The sequence below is a fragment of the Embleya sp. NBC_00888 genome, assembly GCF_045207655.1.
Lineage (GTDB): Bacteria > Actinomycetota > Actinomycetes > Streptomycetales > Streptomycetaceae > Embleya.
Window position 1 is genome coordinate 1,367,296 of sequence record NZ_CP108784.1, and the last position, 20,192, is coordinate 1,387,487.

General features: G+C 71.6%; 16 protein-coding genes. 1 reads left to right on the top strand and 15 read right to left on the bottom strand.

What is annotated here, in order from left to right:
- Positions 1-47: 47 nt before the first annotated feature.
- The 15 genes from OG948_RS05340 to argC form a co-directional block, all read right to left on the bottom strand.
- A complete protein-coding gene (locus OG948_RS05340; protein WP_406294236.1) occupies positions 48-2,093 on the bottom strand; it encodes a putative cobaltochelatase in 2,046 nt (681 codons plus the stop codon).
- A 405-nt stretch (positions 2,094-2,498) separates the two neighbouring features.
- Positions 2,499-3,320: a MetQ/NlpA family ABC transporter substrate-binding protein gene (locus OG948_RS05345; RefSeq protein ID WP_395872138.1), complete on the bottom strand. Its 822-nt coding sequence runs from the start codon at positions 3,318-3,320 to the stop codon at positions 2,499-2,501.
- Positions 3,321-3,400: 80 nt separating this feature from the next.
- Positions 3,401-4,057 carry a methionine ABC transporter permease gene (locus tag OG948_RS05350; RefSeq protein ID WP_360306263.1) on the bottom strand — a complete coding sequence of 219 codons (657 nt, stop codon included), beginning with the start codon at positions 4,055-4,057 and terminating at the stop codon, positions 3,401-3,403.
- Positions 4,058-4,059: 2 nt separating this feature from the next.
- Positions 4,060-5,121: a methionine ABC transporter ATP-binding protein gene (locus OG948_RS05355; protein WP_406294238.1), complete on the bottom strand. Its 1,062-nt coding sequence runs from the start codon at positions 5,119-5,121 to the stop codon at positions 4,060-4,062.
- A gap of 373 nt (positions 5,122-5,494) precedes the next feature.
- Positions 5,495-5,971 (bottom strand): GNAT family N-acetyltransferase, encoded by a 477-nt coding sequence (locus OG948_RS05360; protein ID WP_406294240.1) that lies wholly within the window; start codon positions 5,969-5,971, stop codon positions 5,495-5,497.
- Between the two features lie 249 nt (positions 5,972-6,220).
- Entirely contained in the window at positions 6,221-7,051 is an 831-nt protein-coding gene (locus OG948_RS05365) for an SDR family NAD(P)-dependent oxidoreductase (RefSeq protein WP_406294241.1), read from the bottom strand.
- Complete coding sequence (locus OG948_RS05370; RefSeq protein ID WP_406294243.1) at positions 7,048-8,850, bottom strand: wax ester/triacylglycerol synthase family O-acyltransferase; 1,803 nt, start codon at positions 8,848-8,850, stop codon at positions 7,048-7,050. The genes OG948_RS05365 and OG948_RS05370 overlap by 4 nt, the downstream gene beginning before the upstream one ends.
- Positions 8,847-10,085: an alpha/beta hydrolase family protein gene (locus tag OG948_RS05375; protein WP_406294244.1), complete on the bottom strand. Its 1,239-nt coding sequence runs from the start codon at positions 10,083-10,085 to the stop codon at positions 8,847-8,849. The genes OG948_RS05370 and OG948_RS05375 overlap by 4 nt, the downstream gene beginning before the upstream one ends.
- Positions 10,086-10,325: 240 nt before the next feature.
- Positions 10,326-11,744: an argininosuccinate lyase gene (gene argH / locus OG948_RS05380; RefSeq protein WP_406294246.1), complete on the bottom strand. Its 1,419-nt coding sequence runs from the start codon at positions 11,742-11,744 to the stop codon at positions 10,326-10,328.
- Entirely contained in the window at positions 11,741-12,940 is a 1,200-nt protein-coding gene (locus OG948_RS05385; protein ID WP_406294248.1) for an argininosuccinate synthase, read from the bottom strand. Before OG948_RS05385 ends, argH begins: the two co-directional genes overlap by 4 nt.
- 116 nt (positions 12,941-13,056) lie before the next feature.
- Positions 13,057-13,605 (bottom strand): arginine repressor, encoded by a 549-nt coding sequence (locus OG948_RS05390; protein ID WP_406294250.1) that lies wholly within the window; start codon positions 13,603-13,605, stop codon positions 13,057-13,059.
- A 45-nt stretch (positions 13,606-13,650) separates the two neighbouring features.
- Complete coding sequence (locus OG948_RS05395) at positions 13,651-14,859, bottom strand: acetylornithine transaminase (protein WP_406294252.1); 1,209 nt, start codon at positions 14,857-14,859, stop codon at positions 13,651-13,653.
- Complete coding sequence (gene argB, locus OG948_RS05400) at positions 14,856-15,815, bottom strand: acetylglutamate kinase (RefSeq protein ID WP_406294254.1); 960 nt, start codon at positions 15,813-15,815, stop codon at positions 14,856-14,858. The genes OG948_RS05395 and argB overlap by 4 nt, the downstream gene beginning before the upstream one ends.
- 32 nt (positions 15,816-15,847) lie before the next feature.
- Entirely contained in the window at positions 15,848-17,002 is a 1,155-nt protein-coding gene (gene argJ / locus OG948_RS05405; protein ID WP_406294256.1) for a bifunctional glutamate N-acetyltransferase/amino-acid acetyltransferase ArgJ, read from the bottom strand.
- On the bottom strand, positions 16,999-18,027 hold the full coding sequence (gene argC, locus OG948_RS05410; RefSeq protein WP_406294257.1) for an N-acetyl-gamma-glutamyl-phosphate reductase: 1,029 nt from the start codon (positions 18,025-18,027) through the stop codon (positions 16,999-17,001). The genes argJ and argC overlap by 4 nt, the downstream gene beginning before the upstream one ends.
- A 256-nt stretch (positions 18,028-18,283) precedes the next feature.
- On the opposite strand from argC, the gene OG948_RS05415 reads away from it, so the two are divergent.
- Complete coding sequence (locus tag OG948_RS05415; protein WP_406294259.1) at positions 18,284-20,170, top strand: hypothetical protein; 1,887 nt, start codon at positions 18,284-18,286, stop codon at positions 20,168-20,170.
- Positions 20,171-20,192: the final 22 nt, after the last annotated feature.

Here is a 20,192-nt window from a genome sequence, read left to right on the forward strand (position 1 = left end):
CGGGGCGAACCCCGACCGGCCGGCGCGGGCCCGGTCACCCGACCGGATCAAGCCACCGAACGCACGTCCCGGACCAGCCCCGCCAGGCCGTCGGCGGCCAGTTCGTCCAGTGTCACCACCGGCCCGCCCAGGTCGCCGGCCAGCCGTGCCGCCAGTCCCAGCCGCACCGGACCGCTCTCGCAGTCCACCACCAACGAGGCGGCCCCCGTCGCCGCCAACAACCGCGCCGCGCGCCGGCTCTCGCCCAGCGCGTCCCGGCCGCCCGTCGCCCGACCGTCGGTGACCACGACCACCAGCGGCCGGCGCAGCGGATCGCGCAGCCGCTCCACCCGCAACGTCTCGTGCGCGCGCAGCAGTCCGGCGCCCACCGGGGTGCGTCCGCCGGTCGGCAGCGCGGCCAGTCGGGCCGCGCCGATCTCGACCGAGGAGGTCGGCGGCAGCACCAGCGAGGCGTCCGCGCCCCGGAAGGTGACCAGGCCGACCTTGTCCCGTCGCTGGTAGGCGTCCAGGAGCAGGGACAACACCGCGCCCTTGACCGCGCGCATGCGCTTGCGCGCCGCCATCGACCCGGACGCGTCGACCACGAACAGCACCAGGTTGCCCTCGCGGCCCTCGCGGACCGCCTCGCGCAGATCCGCGCGCCGCAACAGCAGCCCCGCGCCGGTACGCCCACGCGCCTTCTGGTGCAGCGCCGCCGCGCGCACCGTGGCCGCGACGTGCAGCCGGGTCACCCGGCCGGCCGCGACCTGCGAGCCGGTGGTGCGCCCGCTCGCGGTCCGCGCGCGCGAGCGCCGCCCGGCCGCGCCCTGCCCCACACCGGGCACCGCGAACAGCCGGGTGCGATACGGCTCGGCCGCCGCCACGGCGGCCTGTTCCGGCCCGCCGCCCGAGGCGGTGGGCGCGCCCTCGACGGGCGCGTCCTCGGTACCGGGCGCCGAGGTGGGCGCCGCCTCGGTCCGCTCGGGCGCCCGGGCCGCGTTGCCCGACCCGTCCGAGCCGTCCACGTCCGGCGGCGGCGACCCACCGCCGTCCGGCCCGTCCCCCTCCGGCTCCGGTTCGGGCTCCGGTTCGGGTTCCGGTTCGTCCGGGTCGCGCAGCGCCTCGTCGAGGTGCTCCTCGTCCAGCCCCGGCGCGTCGAACGGGTTGCGCCGCCGTCGGTGCGGCAGCGCGAGCAGCGCGGCCTGTCGCACGTCCTCGGCGGTGACCTCGGTGCGGCCGTGCCACGCGGCCAGCGCGATCGAGGTGCGCGCCGTGACCAGGTCCGCGCGCATCCCGTCCACCTCGAACGACGCGCACACGCGCGCTATCCGCTCCAACTCGGCGTCCGGCAGCAGCACGTCGGCCAGCAGCGTCCGGGCGCGCAGGATGCGCTCGGCCAGGTCGGCGTCCTCGTGCGCCCAGCGGGCCGCGAACGCGCCGGGGTCGGCCTCGTACGCCAACCGCCGGCGCACCACCTCGGCCCGCTCGCGCGGTTCCCGGCTGGCGGCGACCTCGACGGTGAGCCCGAAGCGGTCGAGCAACTGCGGGCGCAGCTCGCCCTCTTCCGGGTTCATCGTGCCCACGAGCAGGAACCGCGCGGCGTGCCGCACGGACACCCCTTCGCGCTCGACGTGCGAGGTGCCCATCGCGGCCGCGTCCAGGAGCAGGTCCACCAAGTGGTCGTGCAGCAGGTTGACCTCGTCGACGTAGAGCACGCCCCGGTGCGCGGCGGCCAGCAGGCCGGGCTCGTACGCCTTGACGCCCTCGGTCAGGGCACGTTCGATGTCCAACGAGCCGGCCAGTCGGTCCTCGCTGGCGCCGACCGGCAGTTCGACCAGCCGCGCGGCGCGCGCGGTCCCGGCGATCGCCGGGTCGTGCGGACCGTCCGGGCACTGCCCGTCCGGGGAGGCCGGATCACACGAGAAACGACACCCGGGCACCACCGCGACCTCGGGCAACTGACCGGCGAGGGCGCGGACCATGGTCGACTTGGCGGTGCCCTTCTCGCCGCGTACGAGCACTCCGCCGACGGCGGGCGAGACCGCGTTGAGGACGAGCGCCAGCCGCAGGTCGGCCAGGCCGACGATCGCGGAGAAGGGGTAGGCGGCGCTCATCCGCGCCGCCCCGAACCGCTCGATATGCCGCAGGTTGTCACAAAGCACGCAGGCATGCGCCGTCGGCCTCCCTCGGGTGTCCACGCCCTGGTCGGTGGCGGGACCCGTGACCCGGGCCCCGGACAGCGGCAAGTCTCTGGCTCACGCCCGCCGGACGGCGCGCGTTCACAGTGGCGGGACCGCTCCGGGTTGCCGCACCGCGCCGCCTCCGTCGGATGTTCCGGTGTCGAGGAGTGCCCGAACCCTCGTGGAGAACGCGAACACACCTCGACACCGGGCCCGAAGGTGCTCCGCGCGATACGCCGGATTCCTTCCCTGCTGTCGTCGACAGCCTCTCATACGCCCTCGGACGCGCCACGGCCCCCGCCTTGCGACGGGGGCCGTGGTGTTCGCGCGGTACGCGGCTCAGAACGCGGGGAGCACGTTGCCCTTGTACTCGTCGGTGATGTACTTCTTCACCTCGGGCGAGTTCAGCAGCTTGGCCAGCTTCTGCACGCGCGGGTCGTTCTCCTTGCCCTTCTTGACCACCAGGACGTTCGCGTACGGGTTGTTCTCCGCCTTCTCCACCGCGATGCCGTCCTTGCCCGGGGTCAGCTTGGCGTCCAGCGCGTAGTTGCCGTTGATCACCGCGCCGTCCACGTCGTCCAGCGCGCGGGGCAGCTGGGCCGCCTCGATGGCCTTGAACTTGAGCTTCTTCGGGTTGTCCACGACGTCCTTCTCGGTCGCCGTGGTGCCCGCGCCGTCCTTGAGCTTGATCACGCCGTTGTCGGCGAGCAGCTTGAGCGCGCGACCGCCGTTGGTGGCGTCGTTGGGGAACGCGACGGTCGCGCCCTCCTTGAGCTCGGCGAGCGACTTGACCTTCTTGGAGTAGAGCGCCAGCGGTTCCAGGTGCACCGGCACGACCGGAACCAGGCTGGTCTTCTTCTCCTTGTTGAACTCCTCCAGGTAGGGCTTGTGCTGGAAGAAGTTGGCGTCGACGTTGCCCTCGTCCAGGGCCGGATTCTGCTGGGTGTAGTCGGCGAACTCCTTGACGTCCAGCTTCAGGCCCTCCTTCCCGGCGAGGTTGTCCTTGATGTACTTCAGGATCTGCGCGTGCGGGACGGAGGAGGCGGCGACCTTGAGCGGGTCGGACGCGGACGAGCCCTTCTTGTCGTCACTGCCGCAGGCGGCGAGACCGAGTCCGAGGGCGGCGACGGCGGTGAGCGCGACGAACTTGTTGATACGCACGAAGAGTGCCTTTCCTGGTGGTACGGAGTACGCGGGCGTGGGTCGCCTCGCGTCCTGGAACAGGTCCGGGGACGGACGCCTTATCGGTGGGCGAGCCTGCGGGAGAGCAGATCGCCGAGGAATTGCACGAGTTGCACCAGCACGACGAGCACCGCGATGGTCACGAGCATCAGGTTGGTCTCGAACCGCTGGTAGCCGTAGCGGATGGCCAGGTCGCCGAGCCCGCCGCCGCCGACCACGCCCGCCATCGCGGAGTAGCCGACGATCGCGACGATGGTCACGGTGATCGCGGAGATGATCGAGGGCACCGCCTCGCGCACGAGCACCTTGCGCACGATGGTGATCGTGCTCGCGCCCATCGACTGCGCGGCCTCGATCAGCCCCCGATCCACCTCGCGCACCGCGGTCTCCACCAGGCGCGCGAAGAACGGGATGGCGCCCACGGTCAGCGGCACGATCGCGGCGTCGGTGCCGATCGTGGTCCCGGTCACCCATCGGGTGAACGGGATCAGCGCGACCAGCAGGATCAGGAACGGGACCGAGCGGCCCACGTTGACCACCAGTCCGAGCAGCTTGTTCGCCGGCGCGAACGCGAGCGGTCCGCCCCGGTCGGTGAGCACGAGCAGGAGCCCGATCGGCAACCCGATCAGCACGGTGATCAGCGTCGCGACGCCGACCATGTACAGCGTCTCCTGGGTCGCGGTCTCCAGCAGTGGCCGCATCTCGGACCAGGTCATCTTCAGATCTCCTTGCCCGCGAGCGCCACGCCGTCCGCGGCGGCGACGTCGGCGTCCGACTCGGTGGGGGTGCTCGGGCCCTCGTCGACCACGTCGACCTGCAGGCCCTGCTCGCGCAGGTAGCCGATGGGCACCACGTTGTGCTCGAACGTGCCGTCCAGCGAGATCCGCATCCGGCCGATCTGCCGTCCGCCGACGCTCTCCACGGCCGCGCCCAGCACGTTGACGTCCACGTTGTAGGTGCGCGCGAGGGTGGAGATGAACGGCTGCGCCGTCTCCTCGCCGCGGAAGGTGATGTCCACCACGGTGCGGCCCTCGAGCACGCCCGGCGTGCCCAGCGGGAACATCTCCCGGGCCAGCCGCGAGTCGGACCGGCCGAGCAGTTCGCCCACCGTCCCGGACTCGATGATCCGGCCGCCCTCCATCAGGGCCGCCGAGTCGCAGATGTTCTTGACCACGTCCATCTCGTGCGTGATCAGCAGGATGGTCAGGCCGAGCCGGTCGCGCAGGTCGCGCAGCAGCGCCAGGATCGAGCGGGTGGTCTCCGGGTCGAGCGCCGAGGTGGCCTCGTCGGACAGCAGCACCCGCGGTTCGGCGGCGAGCGCGCGGGCGATGCCCACCCGCTGCTTCTGCCCACCGGACAGTTGCGCGGGGTACGCCTTGGCGTGCTCGGACAGGCCGACCAGGTCCAGCAGTTCGGCCACCCGCCGGGCCCGGTCCCGGCGCGGGATGCCGGCGATCTCCAGCGGGACCGCGACGTTCCCGGCGACGGTGCGGCTGGAGAGCAGGTTGAAGTGCTGGAAGATCATCCCGATGCCGCGCCGCTCGGCGCGCAGCGCGCTCGCGGACAGCGCGGTCAGGTCGCGCCCGCCCACCTCGACGGTGCCCGACGTGGGGCGCTCCAGCAGGTTCAGGCAGCGGATCAGGGTGCTCTTGCCGGCGCCGCTGCGACCGAGCACGCCGAAGATCTCGCCTTCACGCACGTGCAGGTCGACGTTGTCGAGCGCGGTCACCTGCCGTTCTCGGCTGCGATAGACCTTGCTCAGGGCAGTGGTACGGATCACCGTAAGTCCTCGGTTGGATGCGCGTGCCGAATCGGGCCCGACGAAGGGCCGCGCGATTTCGTCACACAGGGGGCATGGCGGGGATGACACCGGGGGCGCGGAGCGCTCGGCCCGGGAGAGGGATCAGGCCCTCAGATCCTCAACAGCCACACATTCGACAGATCTGACACGAACGGCACATGCGACGACAACCCGTGGCGGTAGCCGCGGTGCCGGATGTGTGAGCCGTCGTGAACATGATGCGATTAAAGCAGACACACACCCCGCAATGGAAATGTCATCCCACCGGGGCACCTGCGACCGAAGCCGACGAAGCCCCGATGGCCATGGATTCCATGGTCACCGGGGCTTCGGGGGTGTCGCGAGGGTTTGCTCAGGCCGCGAGGACGGCCGTCTTGCGCAGGTAGACCAGGCTCAGCCGGGGGCTGATCTTCTCGACCCGGCCGGAGACGTACCCCAGCCGCTCGTACAGCCGCAGGTTGTTCTCGCTGCGGTGGCCGGTGAACAGCTCGTACTCGGCCGCGTCGGCCAGTTTCTCCTCGATCGCGCGCAGCAGCCGGGTGCCGAGCATGTGCCGCTGCAGCCGAGGGTGCACGACCAGTTTGCCGATCCGGGCCACGCCGTCCTCGATGGTGCCGCGCACCGAACCGACGATCTCATCGCCCAGTCGCGCCACCAGAACGGTGTGCGTCTCGAACTCGGCGCGCAGACTCTCCAGGCTCTGCGTCAGCGGCTCGATGCCGTAGTCGTTGTACAGGGCCGCTTCGCCCTGGTAACAGAGGTACTGAAGCTTGAGGATCTGCTCGGCGTCGGATACGTCCGCCGTGCCGATGCCCACGTTCTGCCCCATCGGATTGCTCCCCTGATCGCCCTGATCACCGTGCGGATGTGTGTGCCGCAGCGTCATGTCACAGTGCCTCCGCGAAGGGGGAGGGTTGTCCCCTTCTCGAACACTCGCCTGAACCCTGCATTCGTCACTGTTCCACACGGCTTTTCCCGGACTTCTACCCGGCCCTCACCTACGCGCAATCCGCCGTTCAGGCAACCGGTTCGGGAAAGTACGCTCGTTCGGGCGATCGGGGATCGTCCCCACGGCCCGCTACAGGCCGGTGACCCGGCGCACCACTCCCTCCTTGATCGCCCGCACCGTCGAGAACGGCTCGGTGACCCGGTGCACGAGCAGGGTCAGGTGCGCGTCGGCGCCCACCACGTACCGCGACCTGGGCGATGTGGTGGTGGCCGCCTCGACGATCGTGGCGGCCACCGTCCCCGGCTCGCTCCACAGCGGCTTCATGATCGAGAAGCCCAGGTCCATGCGCCGGAAGGCGGTCGCGAACGGGCCGCCCCGGTGCCGCTCGACCGCCTCGGCCATCGTGTCGGTGACGCCGCTGCGGAAGCCGCCGGGCGAGACCACCACGACGTCGACCCCGGCGCCGGCCACCTCCACCCGCAGCGCGTCGGAGACCGCCTCCATCGCGTGTTTCCCGGCCTGGTACCAGCCCAGCAGCGGATAGCTGATCTGCCCGGCGAGCGAGGAGACCTGCACCACCCGGCCCCAGCCGCGCTCGCGCATGTGCGGGATGGCCATGCGGGCCAACCTCATCGGGCCGAACAGCGCGGTCTCCATCTGGTGCCGGGCGTCCTCCTCCGACACGTCGAGCACCGGCGCGAACGAGGTGCCACCGGCGTTGTTGACCAGGATGTCCGGGCGCACGTCCTCGATCACGTCCTTGCCGGCGGCCGCGTCGGTGATGTCCAGGAGCACGGTGCGCACCTCGACCCCGGCCTCGGCCGCCGCCTCGGCGACCGCCTGCGCCTTCGCCGCGGAGCGCACCGTGCCGACCGTGCGTACGCCCGCCTCGGCCAGCGCCAGCACGGTGGCCAGTCCCAGTCCCGAGTTGGCGCCGGTGACCAGTGCCGTTCTGCTCACGCGCGACCCGCCTCGACGCCGGCGGTACGGGACTTCGCCGGTTCGCGGCGCGCCGCGGTCTTGCCGGCGGGCTTGGCCGCCGCGCTCATGCTCGCGCCCTTGCCGCCACCCTTGCCCGCGCCGGCACCGGACTTGCGGGCCGCCTGGCCGCGCCTGGGCCCGGGCACCTTGATCGCGGCCGCGACCGACTCCGGCACGGACTCTCCTTTCCCCGACCCGACTTCGCCCGGCACGGGCACCGCGGGAGCCGGGCGCGTCGGGCCCGCCTCGGCCGACTCGGCTGCCTCGGTCACCATCTCGATCACCTCGACCGCCTCCACCGACACCGACACCGACTCCGGCTGCGACTCCGACACCGGCTCCGGCTCCGGATCGGCGGGCACATCGTGCACCACCGCCGCCGGCGCGACCTCGTCGGCGGCCTTCAGCAGCAGGTTGAGCTGCTCGACGATGCTGTCGGCCAACGCGAACGGATCCGGCAGCGCCTCCTTGTCCGCCAGCACGCCGATGTCGATCTGGTCGTGGTAGCTCATGCCACCGATGAACAATCCGAAGCCGTCGGCGATGATGCCCATCGAATGGAATGCCTCCACCTTCTGACCGTGGGCGTACAGGGGCACGCGCGGACCGGGCACGTTCGACACGGTGGCGTTGCACAACGCGGGCAGTACGGACGCCAGTCGCGCGTCGCGGTACAGGCCGCCGAGCAGACCGAGCACGGCCGGCGGCGGCGCCTCGGCGAGGCCGGTGAGCAACTCGCTGCCCATCGCGCTTTGTACGGCCTTGGCCGCGTTGGAGTTCTCGTGGATGCACAACAGCCGCTCGGCGGGCTCCGCGACATCGGTGGCCAATCCCACGAGCATCCCGCTGATCATGTTGCCGCCCGCGCGCTCACCGCCTCGCGTGGCGTCCACGGGCACCGTGGCGACCAACTCCCGCTCGGGCAACTCCCCCAGGCCGTGTAGCTGTTCGCGCAGCGCGCCGGCCACGATCGCGAGCACCACGTCGTTGACCTTGACCCCGAACGCGTTCTTGACCAGCTTGACGTCGGACAGTGACACGGTGCAGAAGCCATACGAACGCCGCTTGCCGATCGGCTCGTTGTAGCGGGTGCGCGGCACGTTCAGCGGCAGCGCCCGTCCCAGTCGCCCGGTCAGCGCGGCCTGCACGACACCCTGCCCCAGCCGCCCGAGTTGCCGGCCCACCCGGGCCGGCGTCCCGGCCAGCGAGAGCGCGCCCTCGCGCACCGCCTCCCACCCCTGCGGCGGTTCGACCACCTCGCCCGGCGCGAACGCCGGGACGCCCTCGGACTCGGCCGAGGCGTTCGGGTCCGCGTCGAAGAAGATCTCCTGCATGGCGGCACCGGAACGGCCGTCGATGCACGCGTGGTGCACCTTCCACAGGTGCGCGACCCGCCCGTTCTCCAGGCCGTCGACGATCCACCAGTCCCACAGCGGCCGGTCCCGGGGCAGCCGGTGCCGGTAGATCTCCTCGGCCATGGCGGTGAGTTCGCGCCGGCCGCCCGGGGCCTCGAGGGTGGCCCGGTGCAGATGGTTCTCGAGCTCGAAGTCGGGGTCCTCGACCCAGTGCGGCCGGGCCAGCCCCCACGGGCCCTGAACCAGTTTGCGACCGAGCAGCGGCAACCGGGGCAGCCGTGCGGCCAGCGTGCGCTTGAAGGCGTCGCGATCGACGCGACCCCCGGTGTCGGAGGCGTCGACGATGGTCAGGCAGACCACGTGCGCCGGCCACTCCCGCGACTCCAGGGCCAGGAAAGCCGAATCCAGACCGGAGAGCTTCACCAGGTGTTCCTCCTCCCGATGCCCGACGAGGTCAGGGCATCCTCGATGAAGCGGCGCGCCTCCCGGTTCCACATGGCTCCGATGTGCGAGCCGCGGTACCAGCAGACGGATGGTTCCTCCCAGTGCTTCCAGAGCCGATACGCCTGCTGCGGCGTGGCCATGCGGTCGGCCAGGCCGGCATAGACGAAGCGGCGGTCCAACGGCACCCGGGGCGTCACCGCCAGCGGCGAGACCACGCGGTGCACCGTCTCGGCCTCGTCGCCGAGCAGGCCCGCCGCGCGCACCTCGCGTTTGATGCCCTCGGGTGCGTGGTGCGACATCACCCACGCCATGTCGACCGAGGGGACGCCGACGATGACGCAGTCCAGGTCCTCCAGACCCGCGAGCAGCGCGGCCACGTACGCGCCCAGCGAGAGCCCGTGCACCGCGATCGGGGTGTCCCCCTGCCGGCGGATCCAGTCCAGGCAGCGGCGCACGTCCCACACGGCCTGTCCCAGACCGTGCACGTTGCCGAGGTAGTCGAACGAGATGAACGGCGTGTCCTGGGCGCGCGCGCTCTTGCGCGGCCCGTGCATCGGCAACACCGGGTGGATCACGTTGACGCCCAGCTCGCGGTGCAGCCGCTGGGAGCGGAACGCGGCCAGGTCGCCCGGGCGCCCCATGCCGAAGCCGTGCAGGTTCACCAGCCATGGCCGCGGCTTGCCCGGGTGGCGCAGCACGTACGCCCACACCCGCTGATTCGCGCCGGCCGCCTGCCAGCGGGTGGCTCCCGGAACGCCGGCCCAGGGCACGTACTCGCTGTCGAAGGCCAGTTGTTCGTACCCGATCGTGCCGTAGAGCCTGCCCCGCACCACCGGATCGATCAGCTCCGGCGGCTCGGGATGGAACAGGGTCGGGTCGTCCAGATAGGTCTCGGCGCGGAACTTGTGCACCGCGTCGGCGATCTCCTCGCGGATGCGCGAGGCGTCCCCGGGATCCGGCGACAGGCGACCGGTCGCCAGCAGCGCGACCACCAGCTCGTCCAGGAAGGCCGCGGAGACCAGTCCCGGGGTGGGAAAGACGGTCGGCATGTCGGGATAGCGGCGGCGCTCGGCGCGCAACGAGCGGACGTACGAGCGCAGCCCGAACCCCACGGACCTGGGCACGCTGAGCAGCAGCCCGCCGATCGGCAGATCCGAGAGCATGGAGACGGACTTCTCACCCTCGGAACGTATTCGGCGCAGGTGATCGAGCATGTGTTCCCTCCCCTCGATCACGGCCGACCCTAGTACCAGACGCACGGAGCGAACACGGTGAATCGCTTTTGGTAACGGCGAATTCACATATGGGACTGGAACCTCGACTTCCGCTCACACACGCGCAACCGACCCGAAACCGGACCCGGCGCGGCTCCCGGACATGCCGAAGGCCCGCATCCTCCCCCCGGGGGATGCGGGCCCATCGTCTCAGCTCGATCCGTGTGGCGTGCGGTGTTGTTACCCGCCGGCCCACTTGCGTTGGCCGGCCAAGTCCACGCGAACGTCCGCGAGTTGCTCGGCGACCCGGACCGGAGCGGTACCGCCGCGGCCGTCCCGCGAGGCCACCGAACCCTGCACGGTCAGCACCGCGCGCACGTCCGGGGTCAACTCCGGCGAGATCTCCGCGAGTTGATCATCCGTCAGGTCCCACAGCTCGAGCCCGCGCGGCTCGCAGTACTTCACGCAGGCCCCGGCCACCTCGTGCGCGACCCGGAACGGCGTGCCCTCGCGGACCAGCCACTCGGCGATGTCGGTCGCCAGCGAGAACCCGGCCGGCGCCAACTCCTCGAGCCGCTCGCGGTGGAAGGTGAGCGTGGCGATCATGCCGGTGAACGCCGGGAGCAGCACCTCGAGCGTGTCGCACGAGTCGAAGACCGGCTCCTTGTCCTCCTGGAGGTCGCGGTTGTAGGCCAGCGGCAGCGCCTTCAGGGTCGCCATCAACCCGGTCAGGTTGCCGATCAACCGACCCGACTTGCCGCGCGCGAGCTCGGCGATGTCCGGGTTCTTCTTCTGCGGCATGATCGAGGACCCGGTGGAGAACGCGTCGTCCAGCGTCACGAAGGAGAACTCCTTCGTGTTCCAGATGATGATCTCCTCGGCCAGCCGGGACAGGTTCACCCCGAGCATCGCGGTGACGAAGGCGAACTCCGCCGCGAAGTCGCGCGAGGCGGTGCCGTCGATCGAGTTCGCCGCCGACGCGGAGAACCCGAGGTCGCGGGCCACCGACTCGGGGCTGAGCCCGAGCGAGGAGCCCGCCAGCGCGCCGGACCCGTACGCCGACACGTCCGCGCGCCGGTCCCAGTCGCGCAGCCGGTCCGCGTCCCGGGCGAACGCCTGCACGTGCGCGAGCAGATGATGCGCGAGCAGCACCGGCTGGGCGTGCTGGAGGTGGGTACGGCCCGGCATGACCACGTCCGGGTGCGCGACGGCCTGCTCGACCAGCGCCTCCTGGAGGTCGGCCAGCAGCCGACCCAGGATCCGCGCGTGGTCACGCAGGTACATCCGGCCCAGGGTGGCGATCTGGTCGTTGCGCGAGCGGCCCGCGCGCAGCTTGCCGCCCAGGTCGGGGCCGAGGATCTCGAGCAGGCCGCGCTCCAGCGCGGTGTGCACGTCCTCGTCCGCGATGGCGGCGACCAGGTCACCGGACTCGACGTTCTCGGCCAGCGTGTCCAGGCCGGCCAGCATGCGGGTCAGTTCGTCGTCGGTGAGCAGCCCTGCCGCGTGCAGCACCCGGGCGTGCGCCCGAGAGCCGGCGATGTCGTACGGCGCGAGCCGCCAGTCGAAGTGCACGCTGGCGGAGAGCAGTGCGAGGGCCTCGGAGGGGCCGCCGGAGAAGCGGCCGCCCCACAGGCTCACCCGATCGGGATTGTTGGTCACGAGTGATCGTTGTCCCGTCGTGCGGCGATCTTGCTGGACAGACCGAACAGCTCGATGAAGCCCTTGGCCTGCGACTGGTCGAAGGTGTCGCCGGTGTCGTAGGTGGCCAGGTCGAAGTCGTAGAGCGACTGGTCGCTGCGCCGACCGGTGACCACGGCCCGACCGCCGTGCAGGGTCATCCGGATGTCGCCGGACACGTGCCGGTTGGCCTCGGTGATGAAGCCGTCCAGGGCCCGCTTGAGCGGGGAGAACCACAGGCCGTCGTAGACCAGCTCGGCCCAGCGCTGCTCGACGGTCCGCTTGTAGCGGGCCAGTTCGCGCTCGACGGTGACGTTCTCCAACTCCTGGTGCGCGGTGATCAGCGCGATCGCGCCCGGGGCCTCGTAGACCTCGCGGCTCTTGATGCCCACGAGCCGGTCCTCGACCATGTCGATCCGGCCGATGCCCTGGGTGCCGGCCCGGCGGTTCAGCTCCTCGATCGCCCGGAGCACGGTGACCGCGCGGCCGTCGATGGCGACCGGCACGCCGCGCTCGAAGGTGATCACGACCTCGTCCGCGTCCCGCGGGGTGGCCGGGTTCTGGGTGTACTCGTACACGTCCTCGATCGGCGCGTTCCAGATGTCCTCCAGGAAGCCGGTCTCCACGGCCCGCCCGAAGACGTTCTGGTCGATCGAGTACGGCGACTTCCTGGTGGTGGCGATCGGCAGGTTCTTCGCCTCGGCGAACGCGATCGCCTTGTCCCGGGTCATCGCGTAGTCGCGGACCGGGGCGATGCACTTCAGCTCGGGCGCGAGCGAGGCGATGCCGACCTCGAAGCGGACCTGGTCGTTGCCCTTGCCGGTGCAACCGTGCGCGACCGTGGTGGCGCCGTGCTTCTTCGCGGCGGCGACCAGGTGCTTGACGATCACCGGGCGCGAGAGCGAGGAGACCAGCGGGTAGCGGTCCATGTAGAGGGCGTTGGCCCGGATCGCGGGCAGGCAGTAGCCGTCGGCGAACTCGTCGCGGGCGTCCGCGACCTCGGCCTCGACCGCGCCGCAGGCCAGCGCCCGCTTGCGGATGATGTCCAGGTCCTCGCCGTTCTGGCCGACGTCGACGGCCACCGCGATGACCTCGGCGCCGGTCTCCTCGGCGATCCACTGGATACACACGGAGGTATCGAGACCTCCGGAGTAGGCGAGTACGACGCGCTCGGTCACGAGCGTTCTCCTTCGAAGAGTGGTTCGGCAGATGTGGTGCGGTGTTGCCGGAGCCGAGCGCTCTAGCAGGGTGCGGAAGTGTGTGGTCCGGGCCCCGGGGCTTCCCGGGCCCGGGCCTAGGTCTTGTTCTCGGCGAGTGCCAGGAGGTGGGCGGCCAGGGCCGCGCCGCCCTCGGGGTCCCGCGAGACCATCAGGATGGTGTCGTCGCCGGCGATGGTGCCCAGGATCAGCCGGGACTCGGCGTGGTCCATGGCCGAGGCCAGGAACTGGGCCGCCCCGGGCGGCGTGCGCACCACCACGAGGTTGCCCGAGGCCTCCGCCGACACCAGCAGTTCGCCGGCCAGGCGCGAGAGCCGTCCCTCGACCGCGGACTCCTCGAGCGGCGCCCGGGGGGTGCGGTCGCCGCCCTCCGCCGGTACGGCGTAGATGAGCGATCCCTCCCCGTCGCGGATCTTGACCGCGCCCAACTCGTCGAGGTCCCGGGAGAGCGTGGCCTGGGTGACCGCGAGGCCGTCCTCGGCGAGCAGCCGGGCGAGTTGGTTCTGCGACCGGACCCGGTGCCGGGTCAGGATGTCGACGATCCGCCGGTGGCGGGCGATCCGGGTGCTGGGCACCGCGTACACACCCTCGACCGGGGTCGCGTCACTGCTCTGCTCGCTGCTCATGGGACGACCTCGCCTAGCCTGCGACTCGTCGTCGTCGGATGTACGTCACGGTGTTCCTCCGGCGGGTGCGGCGGCGAGGCCGGCGTCCAGGATTGCGGGCAGGGCTCCGAGCAGCGCGTCCACGTCCGCGTCGTCGACGACGAGCGGCGGGGCGAGCCTGACCCGGGTGGGCACGGCGGCGTTGACGAGGAAACCCGCGTCCTGCGCCGCCTTTTGTACGGCAGGGGCCACCGGTGCGGTGAGCACGATACCGATCAACAGGCCCGCTCCGCTGACATGATCGACCAGCGGATGGGCGATCTTTTCGATGCCCACCCGAAGCTGCTGGCCCAGCCGCGTCGAGCGCGCGCACAGGCCCTCGTTCTCGATGGTGTCCAGCACCGCGAGCGCCGCGGCGCAGCACACCGGGTTGCCGCCGAACGTGGTGCCGTGCTGGCCCGGCCGGAACAGCTCGGCGGCCTCGCCGAAGGCCACGCACGCGCCGATCGGCAGCCCGCCGCCCAGACCCTTGGCCAGCGTGACCACGTCCGGCTCGACGCCCAACGGCTGGTGCGCGAACCACGCGCCGGTGCGGGCTATGCCGGTCTGGATCTCGTCCAGGATCAGCAGCGCGCCGTGCGCGGCGGTGATCTCCCGGGCCGCGAGCAGGTAGCCCTCGCCGGGCATGACCACGCCGTTCTCGCCCTGGATCGGCTCCAGGATCACCGCGGCCGTCTGCGGGCCGACCGCGGCCCGCAGCGCCTCGACGTCGCCGTAGGGCACGAAGTCGACACCACCGGGCAGCGGCGCGAACGGCTCGCGCTTGGCGGGCTGGCCGGTCAGCGCGAGCGCGCCCATGGTGCGGCCGTGGAAGCCGCCCTCGGCCGCGATGATCTGCGGCCGGCCGGTGCGCCGGGCCAGCTTGAACGCGGCCTCGTTGGCCTCGGCGCCCGAGTTGCCGAAGTAGACCCGGCCGGGGCGGCCGAACAGGGCCAGCAGCCGCTCGGCGAGCGCGACCGGCGGCTCGGCGATGTAGAGGTTGGACACGTGGCCCAGCCGGCCCAGTTGCGCGGTGACCGCGGCGGTGATCGCCGGGTGCGCGTGGCCGAGCGAGTTGACCGCGATGCCGCCGAGGAAGTCGACGTAGGTGTTGCCGGCGCTGTCCACGACATGGGCCCCGGATCCGCCGACCAACTCGACCGCGGGCGTGCCGTAGTTGTTCATCAGCGACTGGTTCCACCGCCGCGTCAGTGCACCGCTCCCGGTGTCCGTCACGCCGCCCCCTCCGTCCGGTCCTGGTCCTGTCCGGCGAACACGCCGGGCTTTTCACGGGCCGGGACCACCATGGTCCCGATGCCCTCGTCGGTGAACACTTCCAACAGCAGCGAGTGCGCGACCCGCCCGTCCAGGACGTGTGCGGCGGGCACGCCGGCCTGCACGGCCCGCAGGCACGCCTCCATCTTGGGCAGCATGCCGGTGGACAGCGTCGGCAGCAGCGCCGCCAACTCCTCGGCGTCCAGGCTCGATATCACCTCGTCGCTGGTGGGCCAGTCGGCGTACAGCCCCTCGACGTCGGTGAGCACGACCAGCTTCTCCGCGCCCAGCGCCACCGCGAGCGCCGAGGCCGCGGTGTCCGCGTTGACGTTGTAGACGTGTCCGTCGGTGCCGCGCGCGATCGAGGAGATCACCGGGATCCGGTTGTCCTGCAGCAGGGCGTTGATCGCGCCGGGGTCGACCTCGACGATGTCGCCGACCAGGCCGATGTCGATCGGCTCGCCGTCCACGATCGCGTGCCGCTTGACGGCGGTCATCGTGTGCGCGTCCTCGCCGGTCATCCCGACCGCGAACGGGCCGTGCCCGTTGATCAGACCCACGATCTCGCGCTGCACCTGGCCGGCGAGCACCATCCGCACCACGTCCATCGCCTCGGGCGTGGTCACCCGCAGGCCGCCCGCGAACGAGGATTCGATGCCGAGCCGGTCGAGCTGCGCGCTGATCTGCGGTCCGCCGCCGTGCACGACGACCGGGCGCAGCCCGGCGAAGCGCAGGAACACCAGGTCCTGGGCGAACGCCTGCTTGAGCGCGTCGTCCACCATGGCGTTGCCACCGAACTTGATCACCACGGTCTTGCCGTAGAAGCGCTCCAACCACGGCAACGCCTCGATCAGCGTGTGTGCCTTGGCCAGTGCCGCGTTGTTGCGCCCCTGTTTGCCGGCCGATTCCGTCCGCATCCCGCTCCCCCTCGTCTGGCTGTCCGTACCGGTCATGACGAGTAGGCCGAGTTCTCGTGGACGTAGTCGGCCGTGAGGTCGTTGGTCCACACGGTCACGGCGGCGTCGCCCGCGTTCAGGTCGGCCACGATGTGCGTCTCGCGCGGGCTCATGTCGACCAGTTCGCGGTCCTCGCCCACGAAGCCGTCCCGGCACACCCACACCCCGTTGAACGCGACGTCGAGCCGGTCGGGGTCGAAGGTGGCGGCGGTGGTGCCGATCGCGGCCAGCACCCGGCCCCAGTTGGCGTCCTCACCGTGCACCGCGCACTTGAACAGGTTGTTCCGGGCGATCGAGCGGGCCACCTCGAGCGCGTCGGCCTCGGTCGCGGCGCCGGTGACGTCGATCCGGATGTCCTTGCTCGCGCCCTCGGCGTCGCCGATCAGCTGCCGGGCCAGGTCGCCGCAGACCGTGCGCACCGCCTCGGCGAACGCGGCGGGGTCGGGCTCGACCCCGCCGGCGCCGGAGGCCATCAGCAGCACGGTGTCGTTGGTGGACATGCAGCCGTCGGAGTCGATCCGGTCGAACGTGGTGTACGTGGCGCCGCGCAGCACCGCGTCCGCCGTCTCGGCGTCGACGGCCGCGTCGGTGGTGAGCACGACGAGCATCGTGGCCAGCCCCGGGGCAAGCATGCCCGCGCCCTTGGCCATCCCGCCGACCGTCCACCCGGCGGGGTCGGTGACCACGGACTGCTTGTGCACGCTGTCCGTGGTCTTGATCGCGATCGCCGCGTCCTCGCCGCCGGTCGCGCTCAGCGCCGCGGCGGCCTTGTCCACGCCCGGCAGCAGCTTGTCCATCGGCAGTTGCAGGCCGATCAGGCCGGTGGAGGCCACCACGATCTCGCCCGCGTTGAGCCCGAGCAGCTCGGCCGCGCGCTCGGCGGTGGCGTGCGTGTTGCGAAAGCCCTCGGCGCCGGTGCACGCGTTGGCACCGCCGGAGTTGAGCACGACCGCCTGCACCTGGCCGGCCTTGACCACCTGCTCCGACCACACCACCGGTGCGGCCTTGATCCGGTTCGAGGTGAACACGGCGGCGCCCGCGATCGAGGGGCCGTCGTTGACCACGAGTGCCACGTCGGGCAGGCCCGTGGTCTTGAGGCCCGCGGCCACGCCCGAGGCCCGGAAGCCCTTTGCTGCGGTGACGCTCACGGTGCTACTCCCGTCTTGCTCAGTCCCAGGTCCTCGGCCAGGCCGAGGGCGATGTTGGTGCTCTGGATGGCGCCGCCGGCGGTGCCCTTGGCGAGATTGTCGATCGCGCCGACCACGACCACCCGGCCGGCCCGCTCGTCGACGGCGACCTGCAGCACGGCGGTGTTCGCGCCGTAGACCATCGCGGTCGCGGGCCACTGCCCCTCGGCCAGCAGGTGTACGAAGGGCTCGTCGGCATAGGCCGCGGCGTACGCGGCGCGCACCGCCTCGGCGCTCACCCCGGGCTTCAGCCGGGCGGTGCAGGTGGCCAGGATGCCGCGCGACATGGGCACCAGGGTCGGCGTGAAGGACACCGTGACGTCCGCGTCGGTGACCGCGCGCAGGCCCTGGATGATCTCCGGGGTGTGCCGGTGCACGCCGCCGACGCCGTACGCGCTCGCGGAGCCCATCACCTCGCTGCCCAGCAGGTGCGTCTTGGGCGCCTTGCCCGCGCCCGAGGTGCCGGAGGCGGCCACCACGACCCAGTCGGGTTCGACCAGGCCGGCGGCCTGCGCGGGCACCGTGCACAGCAGCGAGACGGTCGGGTAGCAGCCGGGCACCGCGATCCGCCGGGTGTTCGCCAGCGCGGCCCGGCCGCCCGGCAGCTCGGGCAGTCCGTACGGCCATGTCCCGGCATGGGAGGATCCGTAGAATTGCTCCCAGTCCGTCGCCTCCCGCAGGCGGTAGTCCGCGCCGCAGTCCACCACGAGCACGTCCGCGCCCAGTTGCGCGGCCAGCGCGCCGGACTGTCCGTGCGGCAGGGCCAGGAAGACCACGTCGTGACCGGCGAGGTTGTCCGCGGTGGTCTCGGCGAGCACGCGGTCGGCCAACGGCAACAGGTGAGGCTGCAACTCGCCCAGGCGTCGGCCCGCGTTGGACCCCGCCGTGAGCGTGCCGATCTCGATCTCCGGATGCGCGAGCAGCAGGCGCAGGACTTCCCCGCCCGCGTATCCGCTCGCTCCGGCCAGTGCCGCCTTGGCCCCCATTACCGCCTCCTTGTGAGGAGCATGACTATACGTATCAATGAATCTCTATGCAAGTACGTTGGGTGACCGCACGTCCGGGGCCCGCTCCGGGCCACCATGCCGCGCCCGCCCTCCACCCCAATAGGGCGCAGGCCCGGTGCGTTAGGATCAGCCGACTTCGGATACGCGCCCCCCAGAGGGCAGTCGACCGCCGGCGGGACGGCAGCGACACGCAGCAGACGGCGGGCGCCCCCGCCCAGGAAACGAACGAGACCACGTGACCCCTCCCCCCGGCACCTCCGGGCCCGCCGGCGCCTCGCGCGCCGCGGGCACGGACCTACAGTCCCCGACCGGTGAACCGCCGCCGGAGCCCGAATCGGGCACCGCGGACACGCCCGACGGCCCTACCGGCCGGACCTCGCCCGATCGTCGGACCGGCCGCGTCCCACTGCCGGACCTGCTCGCGCTGGGGCTGCCGACACTGGTGTTCGCGATCATGGGCTGGCACCAGCGGTGGATCACCGACGACGGCCTGATCTTCACCCGCGCGGTCCGCGAGATCCTGGCCGGCAACGGCCCCGTCTACAGCGCCGGCGAACGGGTCGAGACCTCCACCAGCACGCTGTGGCAATGGCTGCTCGCGCTCCTCGGCGGGATCACCCCCTTCGACTACGCGCCCACCGCCGTCTACACCGGCCTGATCCTGGCCGTCGCCGGACTGTGGCTGTCCCTGGACGGCACCCGCCGGCTCTTCCGCGGCATGGCCGTCACCCGCCTGCTGCTGCCCGCCGGCGCACTGGTCTTCATCGCCATCCCCTCCGTGTGGGACTTCGCCACCGCCGGCATGGAGACCGGACTGATCCTGTTCTGGATCGGCCTGTCCTGGTGGCTGCTGATCGGCACCTGGCTGCGCCCGGTCGGCACCCACACCACCCGCCGCACGCTCGCGCTCTCCTTCTGGTTCGGCCTGGGCCCCCTGGTCCGCCCGGACCTGGGCCTGACCATGGTCGTCCTGCTCGCCGCCCAGTTCCTGCTCGTTCGGGCCCGCTGGCCCAAGGCGTTGGCGATGCTGGCCTGCGCCGGCTTCCTGCCCGCCGCGTACGAGATCTTCCGCCTGGGCTACTACGGCCTGATCTTCCCGATGCCCGCGCTCACCAAGGAGGCGTCGGGATCCCTGTGGGGCCGGGGTTGGGACTACCTGACCGACTACATGCGGCCGTACTACCTGTGGATCCCGATGCTCCTGATCCTGGCCGCGGTCGCGCTCGCGCTCACCCGCCGCCGCCCCGCCGACCGGCGCACCTGGATCGTGATCGCCACCCCGCTGGTCGCGGCGCTCGGCCAGACCGTCTACGTGCTCAAGGTCGGCGGCGACTTCATGCACGGCCGGATGTGGCTGCCGGTGCTGCTGCTCGTCCTGCTCCCGCTCCTGCTCGCCCCGCTGGACCGCCTGGTGACCCCGGTCGTCGTGCTGGTCGCGGTGTGGGCCGTGGTCTGCGGCACCACCCTGCGCTCGGGCGTGATCACCACGCCCGCCCCCAGCGGCCACGGCAACCAGGTCTGGAACGAACGCGACACCTACGCGGCCTGGACCCGGACCGACAACCCCACCACCGAGGAAGCGCACATCCGCACGTTGCCGACCATCGAAGAGGCCTTCCGTAACGAAAAGGCCGGCGGCGATCGTTTGTTGTTCGTGGACCCGAACTACATGAAGATCCCGCCGCTGCCGCTGCGCCGCGACCTGCCCTACGACAAGGGTCTGGTCATCGGCCGGCTCGGCGTGGGCGGCTCGATCACCCCGCTCGGCGGCATCGTGGTCGACGTGTGGGGCCTGTCCAACACGGTCGGCGCGCACATCACCGAGACCCAGCACGTCGCCGCGGGCCACAAGAAGCTGCTGCCGTTCGCCTGGAACGTCGCGCTGTACGTCGACCCCTCGGGCGACGCGCTGGTCCCGGAGACGGCCGCGCCCGCCGCGGAGATCCGGGCCGCCCGGGCCGCGCTGCGCTGTGGCGACCTCAAGGAACTGGTCGACTCGGTCACCGAACCGATGTCCGCGTCGCGCTTCTGGAAGAACCTGACCGGCGCCCCCGACCGGACCAACCTGCGGATCCCGGCCAACCCGATCCTGGCGGAGAAGAAATTCTGCTCGCCCTCCTGAGCCCGCCATCGGCCCGGCAGGC

What these genes read in the sequence shown, in the direction of transcription:
- argB (WP_406294254.1), bottom strand. Translation starts at nt 15,815, where the DNA reads ATGCGGACGGAATCGGCCGGCAAACAGGGGCGCAACAACGCGGCACTG.
- OG948_RS05360 (WP_406294240.1), bottom strand. Translation starts at nt 5,971, where the DNA reads ATGGGGCAGAACGTGGGCATCGGCACGGCGGACGTATCCGACGCCGAG.
- OG948_RS05375 (WP_406294244.1), bottom strand. Translation starts at nt 10,085, where the DNA reads ATGCTCGATCACCTGCGCCGAATACGTTCCGAGGGTGAGAAGTCCGTC.
- OG948_RS05390 (WP_406294250.1), bottom strand. Translation starts at nt 13,605, where the DNA reads ATGAGCAGCGAGCAGAGCAGTGACGCGACCCCGGTCGAGGGTGTGTAC.
- OG948_RS05350 (WP_360306263.1), bottom strand. Translation starts at nt 4,057, where the DNA reads ATGACCTGGTCCGAGATGCGGCCACTGCTGGAGACCGCGACCCAGGAG.
- argC (WP_406294257.1), bottom strand. Translation starts at nt 18,027, where the DNA reads ATGGGGGCCAAGGCGGCACTGGCCGGAGCGAGCGGATACGCGGGCGGG.
- OG948_RS05340 (WP_406294236.1), bottom strand. Translation starts at nt 2,093, where the DNA reads ATGAGCGCCGCCTACCCCTTCTCCGCGATCGTCGGCCTGGCCGACCTG.